Source organism: Phyllobacterium sp. CL33Tsu, from assembly GCF_900113985.1.
Classification (GTDB): domain Bacteria; phylum Pseudomonadota; class Alphaproteobacteria; order Rhizobiales; family Rhizobiaceae; genus Phyllobacterium; species Phyllobacterium pellucidum.
Genome location: NZ_FORJ01000001.1, coordinates 1,909,631 through 1,928,148 on the forward strand (window position 1 = coordinate 1,909,631; position 18,518 = coordinate 1,928,148).

At 60.1% G+C, this 18,518-nt stretch carries 21 protein-coding genes; 4 read left to right on the plus strand and 17 right to left on the minus strand.

What is annotated here, in order from left to right:
- Window positions 1–110: 110 nt before the first annotated feature.
- The 3 genes from lysA to argH all read right to left on the minus strand — a co-directional run bounded on the left by lysA (window position 111) and on the right by argH (window position 3,051).
- The gene (gene lysA, locus BM074_RS09345) at window positions 111–1,376 is read right to left on the minus strand and encodes a diaminopimelate decarboxylase (protein ID WP_091921258.1); all 1,266 of its coding nucleotides are present in this window, start codon (window positions 1,374–1,376) and stop codon (window positions 111–113) included.
- Window positions 1,377–1,385: 9 nt separating this feature from the next.
- On the minus strand, window positions 1,386–1,571 hold the full coding sequence (locus BM074_RS09350) for an LPS translocon maturation chaperone LptM (RefSeq protein WP_091921260.1): 186 nt from the start codon (window positions 1,569–1,571) through the stop codon (window positions 1,386–1,388).
- Between the two features lie 79 nt (window positions 1,572–1,650).
- A complete protein-coding gene (argH, locus tag BM074_RS09355) occupies window positions 1,651–3,051 on the minus strand; it encodes an argininosuccinate lyase (RefSeq protein WP_091921262.1) in 1,401 nt (466 codons plus the stop codon).
- Between the two features lie 34 nt (window positions 3,052–3,085).
- Between argH and BM074_RS09360 the strand changes: the two genes are divergently transcribed.
- Window positions 3,086–3,763, plus strand: a complete 678-nt coding sequence (locus BM074_RS09360) for a thiol:disulfide interchange protein TlpA (RefSeq protein WP_091921264.1) — start codon at window positions 3,086–3,088, stop codon at window positions 3,761–3,763.
- 75 nt (window positions 3,764–3,838) lie between these two features.
- On the opposite strand, the gene BM074_RS09365 is transcribed toward BM074_RS09360, so the two are convergent.
- From BM074_RS09365 to BM074_RS09415, 11 genes are all read right to left on the minus strand, one after another.
- Window positions 3,839–5,767 (minus strand): DEAD/DEAH box helicase, encoded by a 1,929-nt coding sequence (locus BM074_RS09365; RefSeq protein ID WP_091921265.1) that lies wholly within the window; start codon window positions 5,765–5,767, stop codon window positions 3,839–3,841.
- A gap of 325 nt (window positions 5,768–6,092) precedes the next feature.
- Complete coding sequence (locus BM074_RS09370; protein ID WP_091921267.1) at window positions 6,093–6,566, minus strand: YaiI/YqxD family protein; 474 nt, start codon at window positions 6,564–6,566, stop codon at window positions 6,093–6,095.
- A gap of 3 nt (window positions 6,567–6,569) precedes the next feature.
- The gene (locus tag BM074_RS09375; protein WP_091921269.1) at window positions 6,570–7,208 is read right to left on the minus strand and encodes an exopolysaccharide biosynthesis protein; all 639 of its coding nucleotides are present in this window, start codon (window positions 7,206–7,208) and stop codon (window positions 6,570–6,572) included.
- A 21-nt stretch (window positions 7,209–7,229) separates the two neighbouring features.
- Complete coding sequence (locus BM074_RS09380; protein WP_091921271.1) at window positions 7,230–8,267, minus strand: TerC family protein; 1,038 nt, start codon at window positions 8,265–8,267, stop codon at window positions 7,230–7,232.
- A gap of 174 nt (window positions 8,268–8,441) precedes the next feature.
- Window positions 8,442–9,323: a 3-hydroxybutyryl-CoA dehydrogenase gene (locus BM074_RS09385; RefSeq protein ID WP_027231353.1), complete on the minus strand. Its 882-nt coding sequence runs from the start codon at window positions 9,321–9,323 to the stop codon at window positions 8,442–8,444.
- Between the two features lie 97 nt (window positions 9,324–9,420).
- A complete protein-coding gene (locus BM074_RS09390) occupies window positions 9,421–10,350 on the minus strand; it encodes an electron transfer flavoprotein subunit alpha/FixB family protein (RefSeq protein WP_091921273.1) in 930 nt (309 codons plus the stop codon).
- A gap of 21 nt (window positions 10,351–10,371) precedes the next feature.
- Window positions 10,372–11,121, minus strand: coding sequence for an electron transfer flavoprotein subunit beta/FixA family protein (locus BM074_RS09395; RefSeq protein ID WP_091921275.1), 750 nt, complete (start codon window positions 11,119–11,121; stop codon window positions 10,372–10,374).
- Window positions 11,122–11,325: 204 nt separating this feature from the next.
- Window positions 11,326–12,087, minus strand: coding sequence for a rhomboid family intramembrane serine protease (locus BM074_RS09400; RefSeq protein ID WP_091921283.1), 762 nt, complete (start codon window positions 12,085–12,087; stop codon window positions 11,326–11,328).
- A 23-nt stretch (window positions 12,088–12,110) separates the two neighbouring features.
- Window positions 12,111–12,689, minus strand: a complete 579-nt coding sequence (locus tag BM074_RS09405; RefSeq protein WP_091921285.1) for a cob(I)yrinic acid a,c-diamide adenosyltransferase — start codon at window positions 12,687–12,689, stop codon at window positions 12,111–12,113.
- A gap of 9 nt (window positions 12,690–12,698) precedes the next feature.
- Window positions 12,699–12,896 carry a twin transmembrane helix small protein gene (locus BM074_RS09410; RefSeq protein ID WP_027231357.1) on the minus strand — a complete coding sequence of 66 codons (198 nt, stop codon included), beginning with the start codon at window positions 12,894–12,896 and terminating at the stop codon, window positions 12,699–12,701.
- Between the two features lie 43 nt (window positions 12,897–12,939).
- A complete protein-coding gene (locus BM074_RS09415) occupies window positions 12,940–13,773 on the minus strand; it encodes an SDR family oxidoreductase (protein ID WP_091921592.1) in 834 nt (277 codons plus the stop codon).
- Window positions 13,774–13,879: 106 nt separating this feature from the next.
- Here BM074_RS09415 and BM074_RS09420 point away from each other — a divergent pair, with 106 nt between their 5' ends.
- On the plus strand, window positions 13,880–14,734 hold the full coding sequence (locus tag BM074_RS09420) for a YihY/virulence factor BrkB family protein (RefSeq protein ID WP_027231359.1): 855 nt from the start codon (window positions 13,880–13,882) through the stop codon (window positions 14,732–14,734).
- Here BM074_RS09420 and BM074_RS09425 read toward each other — a convergent pair.
- Together BM074_RS09425 and gluQRS are read right to left on the minus strand one after the other, a co-directional pair.
- Complete coding sequence (locus BM074_RS09425) at window positions 14,701–15,585, minus strand: DMT family transporter (RefSeq protein WP_091921287.1); 885 nt, start codon at window positions 15,583–15,585, stop codon at window positions 14,701–14,703. The genes BM074_RS09420 and BM074_RS09425 overlap by 34 nt on opposite strands.
- Window positions 15,586–15,649: 64 nt before the next feature.
- Window positions 15,650–16,513, minus strand: coding sequence for a tRNA glutamyl-Q(34) synthetase GluQRS (gluQRS, locus tag BM074_RS09430; protein ID WP_091921594.1), 864 nt, complete (start codon window positions 16,511–16,513; stop codon window positions 15,650–15,652).
- Between the two features lie 76 nt (window positions 16,514–16,589).
- On the opposite strand from gluQRS, the gene BM074_RS09435 reads away from it, so the two are divergent.
- Both BM074_RS09435 and BM074_RS09440 read left to right on the plus strand, forming a co-directional pair.
- The gene (locus tag BM074_RS09435) at window positions 16,590–17,234 is read left to right on the plus strand and encodes a DNA-3-methyladenine glycosylase family protein (RefSeq protein ID WP_091921289.1); all 645 of its coding nucleotides are present in this window, start codon (window positions 16,590–16,592) and stop codon (window positions 17,232–17,234) included.
- A 108-nt stretch (window positions 17,235–17,342) separates the two neighbouring features.
- Window positions 17,343–17,900, plus strand: coding sequence for an HNH endonuclease (locus BM074_RS09440; RefSeq protein ID WP_027231363.1), 558 nt, complete (start codon window positions 17,343–17,345; stop codon window positions 17,898–17,900).
- 90 nt (window positions 17,901–17,990) lie between these two features.
- Here BM074_RS09440 and BM074_RS09445 read toward each other — a convergent pair whose 3' ends face one another.
- Window positions 17,991–18,503: a disulfide bond formation protein B gene (locus tag BM074_RS09445; protein WP_244532754.1), complete on the minus strand. Its 513-nt coding sequence runs from the start codon at window positions 18,501–18,503 to the stop codon at window positions 17,991–17,993.
- Window positions 18,504–18,518 lie beyond the last annotated feature (15 nt).

An 18,518-nucleotide genomic window follows, 5' to 3' on the forward strand; every position in this document is an offset into this window, starting at 1 on the left:
CGGCAACATCGACGATGATGGCCCTAAAGAACAATAACATCCATCATGGCAAAGGCGAGGCCTTGGCCGAAAAAACCGATCATAGTTTTGTGTTTAGGTCTGTAAGAAACTCACAACCATTCAGGGATCGAATCAAGCCCGATCAGTTCCTCATAGCTCGTGCGTCGGCGGACAACATGGAATTGATCGCCACTGACAAGGACTTCCGGCACGAGCAGGCGCGTGTTGTAGGTGCCGGCCTGCACGGCTCCGTAGGCACCGGCCGTACCGATGGCGATGAGATCGCCTGGCGCCGGCCGCGGCAGGTCGCGGTCGAGCCCGAGGTAATCGCCTGTCTCGCAAACTGGCCCGACAATATCGGCGCGGATACGCGGCTGCGAAGCCGAAGCCTCCCTGACAGGCCGGATGATATGGAAAGCATCGTACAAGGTCGGGCGGATCAGATCGTTCATTGCCGCATCGACGATGACGAAGTTGCGCGCGTCGCCTTCCTTGAGGAAGATTACCTCGCTGACGAGGATACCGGCATTGCCGGCGATGAGCCGCCCGGGCTCGAAGATCGTCTTCAGGCCGAGCGGCTTGATGTGCCTCGCAACGATCTCGGCATAGGCATCCGGCAGTGGCGGCGGGTTGTTGTCGAAATGATAGGGGATGCCGAGGCCACCGCCGAGATCGACATGCTGGATGTCATGACCATCGGCCTTGAGCTGGGCGACCAGCTCGGCGAGGAGACGGAAGGCATTGTCAAAGGGTTCGAGATCGGTGATCTGGCTGCCGATATGCATGTCGACGCCAATGACCTTAAGTCCCGGAAGTTTTGCGGCCCGGGCGTAGACCTCACTTGCCCTTGCAAGCGGAATGCCGAACTTGTTTTCCGATTTGCCCGTCGAGATCTTCTTGTGAGTCTTGGCATCGACATCGGGGTTGATGCGGAGTGATACCGGTGCAACCTTGCCCGCGACCACGGCCCTGCTCGAAAGGAGTTCGAGTTCAGGCTCGGATTCGACGTTGAAGCAATGGATGCCGGCAGCGAGGGCATAGTCCATCTCGCCGGGCTTCTTGCCGACGCCGGAAAAGACGATCTTGCCGGCGGGAATGCCGGCGGCCAGTGCACGGCGCAGTTCGCCTTCCGAGACGACATCGGCGCCTGAACCCAGCTTTGCCAACGTTTTCAGCACGGCCTGGTTGGAATTGGCCTTAAGCGCGTAACAGACGAGCGCATCCATTTCGGCAAAAGCGGAGGAAAAGACCTTGAAATGCCGTTCGATCGTTGCGGTCGAATAGCAATAGAACGGCGTGCCCACGACCCGCGCGATATCGGGGATGCTGACGCCTTCGGCGTGTAGAACGCCGTCCTTGTATTCGAAATGGTTCACGGCAATGGCCTAGATCAATGGGTCGAGTATGAAACGCTTGTCCTGGGCGGGAGGAGCGGCCGTCTTCGGCTCGCCCGGCGCGGAGGTCACGGAGGCTGGCGGCAATTCGAGCGGACCCTTGCGGCCGCAAGCCGAAACGGCGCTCGCAATCGCCAGTGTGACCAGAATTGTCGTCAGAATGGAACGGATTGCCATAGGTCTTGATCCTGTCGTCCGGAAGGGCGTTGTCCTTGTCTAGTGCATGATGGCGACTTAGGGAAGGGTCACCCGCTACCTAGAGTTTTGCAATTCGCTTTTGCCAGAACTTGATCTGCTTGCGAACCTGTTCCGGGGCTGTTCCGCCATAGGATTTGCGGCTGCGCACGGATTTGTCGACGGTCAGAAAGCCGAACACAGCCTCGGTAATCCCCGGGTTAATGCCCTGAAGCTCGGCGAGCGACAATTTACCGAGATCGGATTTCTTCTGCTCGGCGAGGGCGACAGCGCGTCCGGTGACGTGATGCGCCTCGCGAAACGGCAGTCCGAGCTCGCGCACCAGCCAATCCGCGAGGTCCGTCGCGGTGGAATAGCCCGAGCCCGCGGCCTTCTTCATCGCCGCCACATTGATCGTCATGTCGCCGACCATGCCGGTCATCGCCGCAATGGCAAGCTCGAGGGTTTCTGCAGCGTCAAACACTGCCTCCTTGTCCTCCTGCATGTCCTTTGAATAGGTGAGCGGCAGACCCTTCATGACGGTCAGGAGACCGACCAAAGAACCGGTGATGCGGCCGGTCTTGGCCCGCACCAGTTCGGCGGCATCGGGGTTCTTCTTCTGCGGCATGATCGATGAGCCGGTCGAGAAGGAATCCGACAGCCGCACGAAACCGAACTGCGGCGTCGACCAGATCACGATCTCCTCGGCGAGGCGTGATAGATGCGTCGCGGCAATTGCGGCCACCGAGAGAAATTCGAGCGCGTAGTCGCGATCGGATACGCTGTCGAGCGAGTTCCTGGTCGGTTCGCGAAAGCCGAGCGCCTTCGCGGTCATGTGACGGTCGATGGGAAAGCCGGTCCCGGCAAGGGCCGCGGCGCCGAGCGGCGATTCGTCCATTCGGGCGATAGCATCCTTGACGCGGCTGAGGTCGCGCCCGAACATTTCGACATAGGCCATGCAATGATGGCCGAAGGTGACGGGCTGGGCGGTTTGAAGATGGGTGAAGCCCGGCATCAGTGTTGCCGTATGTTCTTTGGCGCGGCGAAGGAACGCCTCGATAAGCTTCTTCAAGGCGACCGCGACCTTTTCGAATTCCGCCTTTACCCACAGGCGAAAATCGACCGCGACCTGATCATTGCGCGAACGCGCCGTGTGCAGGCGGCCCGCCGCTGCACCGATGAGTTCGGCCAGCCTCGACTCGACATTCATGTGAATGTCTTCAAGTTTGCGTGAGAAATTGAACTTTCCGCTCTCGATCTCTGACAAAATCGTGTTCAGGCCGCCCGCGATCTTGTCGTAATCCTCTGCCGCGATTATGCCGGTTTTCGCAAGCATGCCAGCATGGGCAAGTGAACCTTGAATGTCCTGGGCGTAGAGTTTCTGGTCGAAACCGATGGAAGCGTTGATCTCTTCCATGATCGCGGCGGGACCGGAGGCAAAACGGCCGCCCCACATTTCATTGCTGTTCTTCTTGTCGGACATGATGCGCCTTGGTGAGTAGCGAAAAGAGTAGAAAATGGCAGGCAGCGACGAGACAGGCAAAACCCAACGGAGCGGCAGCAGGAGGATCATTTCCCTTGCCGCGCTCGCTGGCATCCTTGCCGGTGCGGTTGCGGTATACGTGATGGAGCGGCCCTCTGGCAATATTGCCACCGCGACAAACACAGGCGATCAATGTGCGCTGAAAACCGCCAATGCAAAGACGATCGACAAGTCGGCAACCGGTGCCGTGGCGGCGATGCGCGGCGCCGATACGCCGCAATCCATGACGTCGCTCAGCTTCACCGGCCCCGACGGGAAGCCGGTACGGCTCGAGGATTTCAAGGGCAAGACGCTGCTGGTCAATCTTTGGGCCACCTGGTGCCTGCCCTGCCGCGAGGAAATGCCGGCGCTCGACGCGCTACAGGCGAAGAAAGGCGGCGACGACTTCAAGGTCGTGACGATCAATATCGATACTGGCGACGAAACGAAGCCGAGGACGTTCCTGAATGAAATCGGCGTCAAATCGCTGGAGCTCTATCGCGATCCGTCGATGGGCGTCTTCAACGATCTGAAGCGCAAGAACCTCGCCTTCGGCCTTCCCGTCACAATGCTTGTCGACAAGGAAGGCTGCCAGATTGCCGCCATGAACGGCCCCGCCGAATGGTCCGGCGAAGACGCCTCCCGCTTTATCGACGCGGCAAAGGCTCTCTAAGTCAGGGCTAATGCTTCCCTGATCGCTACCGCGATCCTTGGGCCGACGAACAAAGCAGCCCCGGCGTATCGCTTATTATTCGCCCCCGCCGGCGGCGGCTTTGCGTGCCTTTTTTGCCTTGTACTTGTCAAAGCCATGCAACTCGCCGGGCTTGCGCTCCTTCGGCTGCTTTTTCGGCTTTTCGGCCGTCCAGCCTTCGGGCTTCGCCTTGGCCGGCTTGGCTGACCAATCACCTTTCGGCTTGTCGTCGCGAGTGCGCGGCTTGTCATCCCAATCGCGCTTTTCGCTGAAGCTCTTCTTGCCCTTGTATTCGCCCCCATCGCTGCGGCGCGCACCAGCAGAGCCAGGGCCTTCGCTGCGGGTAATGTTCACACCCTTTTCGCCGCTGCCGTACTGCTTGATGCGGGCGAGGAAATCATCAGCCTTGCTTGCAGTGATCTCGAAACGCGTTTCGGTGTCGAGAATCTTGATCGATCCCACATCGGTCTTGGTGATATCGCCAGCCTTGCAGATCAACGGCAGCAGCCAGCGCGGTTCGGCGCGCTGCTTGCGACCGACGCTGACGGAAAACCATGCGCCACTTTCGAACTCCGTATTGCGCGCCGAGCGCGTTCCGCGGTCAGCGCGTTCACCCCGCTCCGGACGCTCGTCGAAACGGCCCCCTTTGCGCATTGGTTCGAGCACATGCGACGGCGTCGAAGACAGTTCCTCGGGAGCAGGGCGGGCGGCCATCTGCTGGCGCAGATATGCGGCCGCAATCTGCTCTGACGAATGCTTTTCAAGGAGTTCCCGCACGAAATCCGTCTCGTCCTCAGCGACGGTTTCGGTCAATGACGGATCGTTGAGGATACGTTCGCGATTGCGCTTGTTGATGGCTGCCGCATCCGGCGGCGGGACCATGGACGTCGCGAGCTTGGCACCCTGCAGCAGGCGTTCCGCGGTACGGCGGCGTGATGGCGGCACGATCAGCACGCAGACGCCCTTGCGTCCGGCGCGTCCCGTGCGGCCGCTGCGGTGGAGCAAGGTCTCGGAATTATTGGGAAGGTCGGCGTGGATGACCAGGTCGAGATTGGGCAGGTCGATACCGCGGGCGGCGACGTCGGTCGCAACGCAAACGCGGGCGCGACCGTCGCGCATCGCCTGCAAGGCGTTGGTACGCTCGGCCTGGCTGAGTTCGCCGGAAAGCGACACAACATTGAAGCCGCGATTGGAAAGACGGCTCGTCAGGTGCTTGACCGCTTCGCGGGTCGAACCGAAGATGATCGTGTTCTGCGCATCGTAGTAGAGCAATGCGTTTATGATGGCATTTTCGCGCTCGCGCGGCGCCACCGGCATGATGTGGTATTCGATGTCGCTGTGCTGTTCCTTTTCGCTCGTGGCGGAAATGCGCAGCGCATTGTTCTGGAACTGCTTGGCCAACTGGGCGATGGGCTTCGGCACCGTCGCCGAGAACATCAATGTCCGGCGGTCTTCCGGCGCCTCACCGAGGATGAATTCGAGATCTTCGCGAAAGCCGAGATCGAGCATCTCGTCGGCTTCGTCGAGAACGACGGCGCGCAGGTCCGCCATGTCGAGCGAGCCGCGGGTAATGTGATCGCGCAGACGGCCGGGGGTGCCAACGACGATATGAGCGCCGCCCTGCAGGGCGCGGCGTTCCTTGGTCATGTCCATGCCGCCGACGCAGGAAGCAATGCGCGCGCCGGTCTGCTCGTAGAGCCATTCGAGCTCGCGCCGCACCTGCAACGCAAGCTCGCGCGTCGGTGCTATGACCAGCGCATAGGGCGCGCCGATGGATTCGAAGCGCTCAGCGCCATCGAGCAGCGTCGGTGCGATGGCGATGCCGAAGGCAACGGTCTTGCCGGAGCCTGTCTGGGCGGAGACGAGAAGGTCTGCACCTTCCGCCTCGGGGGCGAGCACGGCGGTCTGGACCGGGGTCAGCGTCTCATAGCCACGGGCTGCCAATGCACCGGACAACGCCGGGGCGATAGAATCGAAGATGGTCATTCATGAACTTTCAAGTATGGGTTTGGCTGGTGTCTGGGCTCGGCGTCAATGGGAGCACGAGCGGCACGCATATAGCTTTGTTGCGTCCTCGTAGAACTTATCGCGCATTTCGTCAATGGCGGGCGGCTCGGCGCGCGGACAATCCGCCTCGGCCATCTCGGGAAATCCTGCGATGATCAAGTTTTTTGCGTTGACGGTAAAGCATTAGGGAAAGGCGCACGGAGCACATTGGTCGCACACGGGCTTTCGAAAGGACTGTACCCAGAAGGGCCGGCGGCGGTGATGCTGCTGCGCTAGAGGCGCTGTTGCGGCGCGGATTCGTTGGCTAAACGAACCCCGCCCGCTTCAGACGCACGATGGCAAGGTCGAGCGCTGAAAGAAAAGCCGAGCGGTCCTTCGGCGAGAAGGGCCGCGGGCCGCCGGTGATCTGTCCCGCCTGGCGCAATTCCTCCATGAGGTTGCGGGTCGCCAACGTGTTGCCGATCGAGGCCTCGGTGAAAGCCCGCCCCGTCGGCGAAATCGCGTCGGCGCCGGCCTTGACGCAGCGGCTGGCGAGCGGAATATCCGCGGTGACAACAATATCGCCCCGGTGGACGCGCTCCGCGATCCAGTCGTCGGCCGCATCGAACCCGTCGCTGACAATGACGCGCTCGATCATCGGATCGCGCGGGATCGCCATGAAGGAATTCGACACGACATAGACCTTGACGCCATGGCGTTCGGCCACACGGTATATCTCCGCCTTGACCGGACAGGCGTCGGCATCGACATAGATCGTGATCTTGTTGGTCTCGGTCATGGTTCAGCCGAAAATATGCAAGGCGGCAAGGCCCACGGAGGCGCCAAGGCCGATGGCAATGCCGGCAGCGAGCGCCGCAACGAGCAGCCCGGTGCCGAGCCACAATCCGTCCTGTTCGCCAAGCCCGATCGAAAGCAGAACGATACTCAGTGCAGGCATCTGGTTGATCAGGGGAAACGGCAAAATCACGATCAGTGACATTGCCAGCGCGACAATGCTGACGACGCGCTCGACAATGATCTGCGGCACCAGCCAGTAGCGCGGTCGAGCCAGCTTTTCGAACCGCAGCAGAATGGGCTGTATCCGGCCGATGAAGGCGCGGTAAGTTTCGATACGCATGGATTTGCGGCGGATGAAGGCGGGGAACCACGGGTTCTCGAAACCGATCAGCATCTGGATCGAGAGCAGCACGAGGGGAATGCCGAATATTGTCGATGTCCCGGGGGGGAGCGGCACCAGGTTGAGCGCCGAAAACAAGATCAGGAGCGCGCCAAAGCTGCGCTCCGAAAGTGCGGACAGGATATCATCGAGCGATATCCTGTCCGCCTGTCTGTCGCCAAGATGGACAAGAACGCTAGAGAGGCGCCGTTCGTCAGCAGACCCGGTCGGGTCCCAGTCGGACGGTGTTCCGTCAGCGTTCATCGCGTCCTCCTGCTCGATGGTTCAGACTTTCCCCGACGTGTCAGCGGCAGCTGCGGCAGGGGAGGGTTTTCCATCATGTGACAATCCGGCCTTATGCTCGTGCCGGGTGCTCCAAAGCGAACCGAGGATACCCGCGAGCAGTATGCCAAGCGTGATCGACAGTGACCACATCGGCGGTATCTTTGCCAGCCCCAATGCGTCGGCAACGAAAATCTTTCCGCCGATGAAAACGAGGACGAGCGAGAGCGCGTATTTCAGGTAAACGAAACGGTGGATGAGGCTCGCCAGCGCGAAATAAAGCGCTCGCAGGCCAAGAATTGCGAAGATGTTCGACGTGAAGACAAGGTAGGGGTCGGTGGTGATGGCGAAAATCGCCGGGATCGAGTCGACCGCGAAGATCACGTCGGCAAGTTCGACCATGACGAGCGCCAGAAGCAGCGGCGTAATCCAGGTCTGGCGTTTCATTGTCAGTGGATCTGTGCGGCGCACGATGAACTTCTCGCCGTACAGTTCCGGCGTGACGCGGAAGCGCTTGCTCATGAACTTGAAGACCGGGTTGGCCGAGACGTCATACGCCTCGTCACCGGAAACGAGCATCTTGATGCCGGTAAAGACAAGGAAGGCCGCGAAGAGATAAAGCACCCAGTGGTATTCCTGGACGATGGCAGCGCCAGCGGCGATCATGATGCCGCGCAGGACGACGACGCCAAGGATGCCGTAAACGAGGACGCGGTGCTGATACTGCTTTGGGATGGCGAAATAGCCGAAGATCATCGCTATGACGAAAATATTGTCCATCGCCAGACTTTTTTCGACGACGAAGCCGGTGAGATATTGCATTCCGGCCTCGGGGCCGAGTTCCCACCAGATGAACCCGCCGAAGGCGAGGCCGAGACTGATATAAAAAGCCGAGAGCAAAAGGCTCTGGCTCATGCCTATGTCGTGATTTTTACGGTTGAGAACGCCCAGATCAAGGACGAGAAGAACGAGAACGAGGGTGAGAAAGCCAAGCCACATCCACAGGGGCTGGCCCATGGCGTCGGTAAATAGAAGCTCCATGTTGAAAAAGATCCGCCGGCATCGGTTCCAGATTACAGCTCCGACATCACGGGAGAGCCGGTAACTCCCGCCAGAGGGGCCCGGTGCTGCAATTCTGCCTCAGTTGGGAAGAGGCGGAGACCAATGCAAGGGTTTGATCGAAATATACTTTTGCGGCAGGCGGCTAGGGGAGGATCAGCGTGTCGGCACCGGGTGTTCGCCGCGATAGTCGTAAAAGCCGCGCCCCGCCTTGCGCCCGAGCCAGCCGGCTTCGACATATTTGACGAGGAGGGGGCAGGGGCGGTACTTCGAATCTGCGAGGCCGTCATAGAGGACTTGCATGATCGACAGGCAGGTATCGAGACCGATGAAATCGGCAAGCTGCAGCGGCCCCATTGGATGATTGGCGCCGAGCTTCATCGCCGTGTCGATCGCCTCTACCGAACCGACGCCCTCATAAAGCACATAGATCGCCTCGTTGATCATCGGCAGCAGAATGCGATTGACGATGAAGGCGGGAAAATCCTCAGCGACAGTAATCGTCTTGTCGAGGCTGGCGACGAACTCCCGCGCGGTCTCGAAGGTCACATTTTCGGTGGCGATGCCACGAATGAGTTCGACGAGCTTCATCACCGGCACCGGATTCATGAAATGAATGCCAATGAAGCGCTCGGGCCGGTCGGTGGTGGCGGCAAGGCGCGTGATCGAAATCGACGACGTATTAGTGGCGAGAATCGCCTCCGGATTCAGATTCGGGCAAAGCTGGGCAAAAATCTTGCGCTTGACGGTTTCGTCTTCGGTCGCCGCCTCGATGGCGAGATCGACGCCGGCCAGATCCTCCATGCTCAGGGCAGGACGGATATGCGACAGGGCCTTGACGCGGGCGGATTCCTCGAGTTTGCCATGGGAAACCGAGCGAGCCATGTTGCCGTTGACCGTGGCGATGCCCTTCTCGATCTGTTCGGCAGACTGGTCATGGATCAAAACATTGTAACCGGCGACTGCGCAAACCTGGGCAATGCCCGAACCCATTTGCCCTGCGCCAATAATGCCTACAGTCTTGATCGTGCCAGCCATGTTTCCATCCGATTGTTATATGTACCATACAAACTAAATGGCCGGGGTAGTATCGTCTACCCCGGCCAGATAATTTCATTTCAAATTTTGAAGGATCTCAAAGCGCTTTTTCGAGTTCCGGCAGGATGGTGAAGAGGTCGCCGACGAGGCCGTAATCCGCCACCTGGAAGATAGGTGCTTCTTCGTCCTTGTTGATGGCGACGATGACCTTCGAATCCTTCATGCCGGCAAGGTGCTGGATCGCACCGGAAATGCCAACCGCGATGTAGAGATCAGGAGCCACGACCTTGCCCGTCTGGCCGACCTGCCAGTCGTTGGGGGCGTAGCCGGCATCGACGGCCGCGCGCGACGCACCCACCGCTGCGCCGAGCTTGTCGGCAACAGGCAGGATCACTTCCTTGAACTTCTCGTTGGAGCCGAGCGCACGGCCACCCGAGATGATGATCTTCGCCGAGGTCAGTTCCGGACGATCGCCGCCCGAAAGCTTGGCTTCGATGAATTTCGACAGGCCGGGATCGGCAGCGGTATTGACGCTTTCGACCGATGCCGAACCACCTTCGCCGGCGGCGGCGAACGTCGCGGTGCGCACGGTGATGACCTTCGTGGCATCGGTGGCCTGCACGGTCTGGATGGCGTTGCCGGCATAGATCGGACGCTTGAAGGTGTCGGCGGAAACCACTTCGATGATGTCCGAGACCTGCATGACATCAAGGAGCGCTGCAACGCGCGGCAGGATGTTCTTGCCGTTGGTGGTGGCAGCGGCAATGATCGTGTCGTAGTTGCCGGCAAGCGAAACGATGAGCGCGGCGCTTGCCTCGGCAAGGCGGTTGGCAAGATCGTCGCTTTCGGCGAGGAGAACCTTCTTGACGCCGCCAAGCTTGGAGGCCTGCTCCGCAACGCCCTTGGCGCCTTTGCCGGCGACAAGCACATGCACTTCGGGGCCGATGGCGAGGGCGGCCGTCAACGCCTTGGCGGTCTGGTCGGAAAGGGTCTCGTTGTCGTGTTCGGCAAACAGAAGAATAGCCATTTTATGTTCCTTTCCTAAATCTTAGAGAACGCCGGCTTCGTTCTTCAGCCTGGAGACGAGTTCAGCGACGTCCTTGACCTTGACGCCGGCCTTGCGGCCGCCCGGTTCCTCGGTCTTGATGACCTTGAGGCGGGGCTTGGTGTCGACGCCGTAATCGGCGGCCGATTTCTCGTCGAGCGGCTTCTTCTTCGCCTTCATGATGTTCGGGAGCGAGGCATAGCGCGGCTGGTTCAGGCGCAGGTCCGTGGTCACGATCGCCGGCAGCTTGATCTCGATGGTCTGCAGGCCGCCATCGACTTCGCGGGTCACCTTGGCGTCGTCGCTGCCGAGTTCAAGCTTGGAGGCGAAGGTTCCCTGGCTCCAGCCGAGCAGCGCGGAAAGCATCTGGCCGGTCTGGTTGGCATCATCATCGATGGCCTGCTTGCCGAGGATGACTAGCTTGGGCTGTTCGGCCTCGACGACACCCTTCAGGATCTTGGCAACGGCAAGCGGCTCGACAATGTCGTCGACCTTGACGAGGATGCCGCGATCGGCGCCCATGGCGAGCGCGGTACGGATCGTCTCCTGCGCCTGCGCCGGGCCGATGGACACAACGACGATTTCCTCGACCTTGCCGGCTTCCTTCAGCCGCAACGCTTCCTCGACCGCGATTTCGTCGAACGGGTTCATCGACATCTTGACGTTGGCAAGCTCAACACCCGAACCGTCGCCCTTCACCCTGATCTTCACGTTGTAATCGACTACCCGCTTTACCGGTACGAGGACTTTCATGGGGACTCCCTCTTCAAAAAAGAAAGGCAGATTTAACTGCCTCAATATAGTACCCGCTTGCCGGATGCCGACATTGAGGTGAAAAAAACGACACGTCAGGTGCCGGAATTGCGCCGGACCGTAAATATGAGGGAAGTAAAGGTCAATCGGTGCGGCGGGCGATTTTTAAGTTCAAACGATTGAATAAATCTCATGTCTCGGGTGCTAACGCCCCCACCGGACCGGCGGCACATTTGAGGTTGCCTGCTCGGGCGCCTTTTCGGTTATGACTGCCTTTGGAGAGACAATCGCCCTGTCGAAAAGCGGCACGCCGCGGCGCTTCATGATGATGATCAGAAGCGCACCCGCAATGATGCCACCGACATGGGCCGGCCAGGAAACCTGTTCAGCGCCGCCGAACCCCAACATGAGAAATTGCGTCGCCACCCACAGCGCGAGCGGGTAGATAGCGGGGATGCGCAACGGGATTCGCCCGAAGGCCAGTACCCATACGCGAACACGCGGGTGGAGCAGCAGATAGGCCGCAACAATGCCGGCGATTGCCCCCGACGCGCCGATGAGCGGCATTTCCGAAGCAGGCAGAATGACGCCGTGCAGAAACGCACCCGCCGCCGCACAAAGGAGATAGAAGATCAGGAACTTCACATGTCCAAGGGCGTCCTCGACATTGTCGCCGAACACCCAGAGGAATAGCATGTTGCCACCGAGGTGGAAGATATCGGCGTGCAGGAAGGCATATGTGATGTAGGTCGCATCCGGCGGCACGAAATCGTAATTCGCCGGGAGGTTGACCAGATGGTGGATGACGGCGGGAATGTAACCTAGGCCGATCGCGGCGGCCTGCGATACGTCGCCGGCAACGCTCATCACCGCGAAAACCAGGACATTGATGCCAATCAGGGTCAGCGTGACATATTGGACCTTAATATATTTGAGGCTGTTGGCGTCATGCAGTGGAATGAACATCGGCGCCTCTATCCCCTCTGCACTCAGCGATTATGCCCGGGGACCCATAGCACGTCCTTCGCGCCATTGTCATTGACGACCCGTGCGGCGACGAAGAGAAAGTCGGAAACGCGGTTGATGTATTTGAGCGCCGCCGGTGTCACGGTTTCGTCCGGTTTCTGCGACAGCCCTACCATGTGACGCTCGGCGCGCCTTGCGACGGTGCGCGCCAGGTGAAGTGCCGCCGATGCTGGCGATCCGCCGGGAAGCACAAAGGAGCGCAGGGGTGCAAGGTTGGCGTTGAGCGCGTCTATATCTGCCTCGACGCGCTGGACCTGACTGTCGATGATGCGTAGCGGCTCGTAGGCAAGTGTCTCGCCGGTATCGGGCGTTGAAAGGTCGGCGCCGAGATCGAACAGATCGTTTTGGATGCGTGCGAGCATTGCATCAAGCTCCGGGAAGGTGCCCGTGTGGATGCGTGCAAGCCCGATGCAGGAATTCGCTTCGTCGACGGTACCGTAGGCTTCCACGCGAAGGTCATGCTTCAAGCGCCGCTCGCCGCTGCCAAGACCCGTGCTGCCGTCGTCGCCCGTGCGCGTGTAGATCTTGTTGAGCTTGACCATTTGTGAAACCTAGCCTGCCGCACGATGGAAATAGAGTGCGCCGACGATGAGGATGATGGCGATCAACTGCAGGAAGATGCGCAGTTGCATCATCTTGTTGGAGAAGTTGGCATCGCCTCCCTTCATCATGTTGCGCAGTCCGATGAGAAGAACGATCGTGACCGCCGCAATGGCAACGACCGCCAGAAACTTGAAGATGATATCCATGATGCATTTCCTTTCAGACCGGCCAGACTATAGGCTGATCTCATTATGATTGGCGTGCAAGCATGGCGTATAGCGCACGTGCGCTGAGAAATCTGCTTGCGAATGCGCTAATTTTTGCCGGGCGAGTGACGATATAATGCGGCCTCGGGCGTGGATTTTCCAAGGCGTCCTTGAGCACCGCATAAACTGCCTCCGGACCAAGCTTGAAGCGGGATTTGGTTCCGCCACCGCCGAGCCGGCTTACGAGTTTGCGGTAGGCATCGCGATGCACCGATTTTTCCGCATCGATATGCGTTTCGAATTGCTTGAGCGCTTTCAAGGGAAACCGTGTTGCAATGGGCCCCGGCTCGATGAGGGACACCTCGATGCCGGATCCCGCAAGCTCCATGCGCTGCACGAGCATCAGGCCCTCGACGGCAAACTTCGAGGCGACATAGGCGCCGCGCCACTTCATCGGCAAGAAGCCGAGGATGGAGGAGCAATGGACGATCCGTCCGTGTCCCTGTCGGCGCATGGCGGGAACCACCATTTGCGTCAATTCGTGCCAGCCGAAGAAATTGGCGTCGAACTGTTCGCGCAAGGCGGCAATGGGCAAGTCCTCGACCGCGCCGGGCAGCGAATAGGCGCCGTTGTTGAACAGGGCGCCGAGCTTTCCGCCCGTGCGGGAAAACACAGCATCGACGGTGGCGGCGATCGATTGCGGTTCCCGGTAGTCGAGGTAGAGGCCTGTGAGGCCGGCTGCATCGAGGGCTTCGATATCGGCGGGTTGCCTCGCGGTTGCGAACACAGTCCATCCGTCGGCCTTCAGCGCCCTTGCGCAATGCGCGCCGATGCCGCTGGAACATCCGGTAAGGAGAATCGTTCTGGAATCGGCCATGTTGCTGAATGTTTTCAAATTGTTCGTTTGATCCAAGACAATAAAAGACTTCACATATTCGACCGTGCCTTGCAATCTTGGGCTTCACAGGGGGCAATCATCGCAGATGCGTAAAGTGTTTGGGTTTCTCCGGCGTGTGGTCGCCGATGCGCTGGGGCATTTCCTGACCGATGACGGTTGGGCGCTTGCCAGCCATGTCGCCCTTTCCGGCATCCTGGCGTTGTTCCCGTTCCTCATTTTTGCGACGTCGCTTGCGAGCTTTCTTGGCGCTAGCGCCTTTACCGATACGGCCGTGCACGTCATCTTCGATACCTGGCCCGATGTCATCGCAAGACCGATCGCGCAGGAGGTCCGCAACGTCCTCAACGTGCAGCGCGGCGGACTACTCACGGTCAGCGTCATCGCGGCGGCCTATTTCGCCTCCAACGGCATCGAGGCGCTGCGCGTTGCCCTCAACCGCGCCTACCGCGTCATCGATACGCGCTCGATCATTTTCTGCCGGCTGCAAAGTCTCGGTTTCGTCATGGTGGCGACGATCGGCATCATGGCGATCAGTTTTCTGCTCGTCCTTGCACCGCTCGCTCTGCGCATTGCAACACGGTGGATACCGGAACTTGTGCTCGTATCGGGTACGATTGTCTTCTGGCGCTATGTCATTGCTACGGCGGTGCTTGTCGTCGGTCTCCTCGTCGTGCACCTCTGGCTGCCAGCCGGGCAGAGGCGGTTTGTCGACATCCTGCCGGGCATTCTCATCACCCTGATCGCATGGACCGTTGGCGCGACCATTTTCGCAAGCTATCTCGAGACCTTCGCCTCCTATGTGACGACCTATGCGGGTCTTGCCTCGATCATGGTCGCTATCGTCTTCCTCTATATCATCGCCGCGATCTTCATCATCGGCGCTGAGGTCAATGCGGCGATCATCCGCTACCGCGAAGGCAAGGCAGCGGAACGTCTCTGACCCGTCGACAGCGCCACTCCGAGCGTGGCAATCGCCATGCCGATAAGCTGAAAATGTGTCAGCGTTTCTCCGAACAATACATAGGCCATGAGCGCGGTGACGCCCGGCACGAGATAGAACAACGAAGCGACCTTGGAAACGGCGCCTTGCTTGATCAGGATCATGAGAAGCAGCACGGCACCGATCGAAAGCACGAAGACCAGCCAGAACATCGCAAAGGCAAGCGGGGCGGCCCACGTGACTTGATGCGTTTCAAGGATCAGGGATAGCAACCCCATGAGGACCGCGGCACCGAAATATTGCAGAGCCGTCCCTGCCTTCAGGTCGATCGCGCCGACGAAGCGCTTTTGCCATACGGTGCCGGCGCTGATGGCGATAACCGACACGATCGATGCGGTAACAGTGGCGGGCGTGATCCCGTCCGACGAGACAGAGAGCTTCGGCGAGAGCACCATGGCGACGCCGGCGAAACCGACGGCCAGACCGGCCCAATGGCGGGGCTGGATAGTCTCGCCAAGGGCAACACCGGCAATCAGCGCGGTGATGAGCGGCTGCAGGCCGACGACCAGCGCCGACATACCGGCGGGCAGGCCCTGGTGGATGGCCCAGAACACGGCGCCAAGATAAACGCCGTGGATGAGACAACCGGCAATGATTGCATGCATCGCCCCGCGTCTGCCCGGCCATGCATTGCCCGTGAGCGCGACCCAGACGCCGAGGATCGTGCCAGCGATAAGAAACCGCAGCGTAAGGAACAGGAACGGCTCCATATAGGGCATCGCATAGCGCGCGCCAATGAAGCCTGTGGCCCAGAGCAGAACGAAGAGTGCAGGGAAAAGACGAACGGGCATGTCGGGGGACCGGCGGAACGAGGATGGCAGGGCTGTTTATACCCGAACGATGCGTAGCGAAAGGTCAGAGGCCGACCATGGCGAAAATCTGCTGACGCGTCACTCCCGCTTGGCGCAATTCCCGCAAAGACGTGTCCTTGCGGCTTTTCGACAGTTTCTCGCCGTCACCGTCAAGTATCAGCGCGTGATGGTGGTAGACCGGCGGCTCGATCTCCAGCAAATGTTGCAGGAGCCTATGGACGCTGGTGCTTTGGAAGAGATCCCTGCCGCGCACGACATGGGTTACTCCCTGCGCGGCATCATCGATGACGACCGACAGATGGTAGCTCGTCGGTACATCCTTGCGGGCAATGATGACATCGCCCCAATCCTGCGGACGCGCTTCGACACTGCTTTCGCCAGCTCCTTCTTCGTGCCAGCTTAGCGGAGCCGGAATCGCCGCCAGCGCCCGCTCCATGTCGAGGCGCAGCGCATAGGGAGAACCGTCTTCGATGCGCCGAGTACGCTCGTCCTGCGAAAGCTTCCGGTCATTGGACGGATAGAGCAATGCGCCGTCCGGATCGCGCGACCAATGCTGAATGCCGCCTCCAATCGTTTCGGCAATCCGCCTGACTTCACCGCGGCTGAGAAACGCCGGATAGACGAAACCCATATCGGTCAACCGCTGCAGCGCTTGCTGGTAGACCGGGAAATGCTCCGACTGGCGGCGAACGGGCTCCTCGAAGGTGATGCCAAGCCAGCGCAGGTCCTCGAGCATGGCCGCTTCGAGTTCCGGCGAGCAGCGCTCGCGGTCGATGTCTTCGACGCGCAGAAGCAGGCGGCCGCCACTTTCGCGCGCCATCTTCTGGTTGAGAAGTGCCGAATAGGCGTGGCCGAGATGCAGGTATCCATTGGGGCTAGGCGCAAAGCGAAAGACAGGAACTGTCATGAGCGTGAACTGGTGTCCTTGCGTGACCATATGCGCGGGTTGATACTGTGTTTTCCCGACGATTCAAAGTGACGACATGCGCAGGATAGATACGCTCGATGACGTGGCCGAAGGCCTGACCGCATTGCTCAAGGCTCACCCGGAGCTGGCGGCAGTTGCGGAACGGGCAGGGCCTTTGCCGCTGCGACGCTCCGAGCCCGGCTTTCCCAGCCTTGCTTCGGTCATCGTTTCGCAACAGGTTTCCAAGGCGAGCGCCGCATCGATATGGTCGCGGCTCATAGGGCTCATCGACCCGCTGACGCCGCAAAACTACCTTGCGGCCGGCGAGCAGGCGTGGCGCGCGGCCGGCCTTTCACGCGCCAAGCAGGAGACCCTCGCGCGGATCAGCGAGGCGATCATTGCCGGCGAGCTCGACCTTCTCGATCTTTGCGAACGGCCGATCGAGGAGGCCATGGCGCTGATGACGCGCATCAAGGACGTGGGGCCGTGGACGGCGGAGGTCTACCTCCTGTTCTCGGCCGGGCATGCGGATGTGTTCCCGTCCGGCGACGTTGCCCTGCAGCATGCCTATGCCCACGCCTACAGCGAATCAGCCCGGCCCGATTCCAAGGCGCTGCAGCGTTTTGCCGAAAGATGGTCGCCCTGGCGCGGGGTGGCGGCCCGGCTTTTCTGGGCCTATTATGCCGCGACGCGTGGCCGCGACGGCACACCAATCGCATGAATTTGATATAGCGGCGTTTTTCGCTGCATAAGCGAGCAATTCGCTTCACATTCTTGTCACGTCCAGCTTACAATAATAGGGCCTGATGGTTGGATTGGAGTTGATTCCTTGACAATAGCCGTCTCGCCGGACGGGTTGCCGGCACTGGTGCTCAATGCGGATTATCGTCCGCTCAGTTACTATCCCTTGTCGCTCTGGTCATGGCAGGACGCGATCAAGGCGGTGTTTCTCGACCGTGTGAACATCGTCGCCGAGTATGAGCACGAGGTGTCGTCGCCTTCCTTCGCCATGCGGCTGCCGAGCGTCGTTTCGCTGAAGACCTACATCAAGCCGTCGCGCAACCCTGCCTTTACCCGGTTCAACGTCTTCCTGCGTGACCGGTTCGAGTGCCAGTATTGCGGTTCGGAAGAAGACCTGACCTTTGATCATGTGATCCCACGTTGCGCCGGTGGTGAGACGATCTGGGAAAATGTCGTCGCCGCCTGTTCGCCGTGCAACCTTCGCAAGGGCGGGCTGATGCCAGACCGCGCCAAAATGTGGCCGCGGCAGAAGCCATTCCAGCCGACGGTGCACGACCTTCACAACAATGGACGGCTCTTCCCGCCAAACCACCTGCACGACAGCTGGATGGATTATCTCTACTGGGATGTCGAACTGGAGCCTTGAGGGTTCCGGCCGTCGGTCCCTGCGCCGCGCCTGGCTATTTTTTGCTGAGCTCTCTGCGATGCATAATTTGCTCAGCAGATTGGCAAGGGCTTAACCCCGCCTCATCGCTCCACGAAACGCCACGACAACCAGAATAAGGCTGGCGATGGCGTTCCAGCCGGCAAATGACAGGCCGAGCACGCGCAGGGCGGCGGTGTCGCATGCCGGTGGATGGACTGCGTTGAGGTCACTTAGCAGATTGCCGGCATCGGTGGTGATGGACATTGCGACCGCGGTGCAATCCGTCGGTCCCGCCCAGAACTTCCACTCGACGCCTGCATGGAAGATTGCAAGGCCAAGCCCGATCAACATGAGGATGCCGCCCAATGCGATCAGCAGCCGTGTCAGGCCTGACGGCCAGCGCAGGAGAGAGGCGACGACGGCAAGCGCCATGAGCGGTATGCCGGCATAGTAGGGATAGCGCTGCTCGAGGCAGAGCTTGCAGGGCAGGTAGCCGCCCACATACTGGAAGGCCAGCGCCGACCCGACCGTCACTATCATTGCAGCGAGAAGGAACAAAGCGGTCCGGAAATGCGTCGAACTCATCGCGGGTGCCGTTGCCATTGTCATGATGCGCGA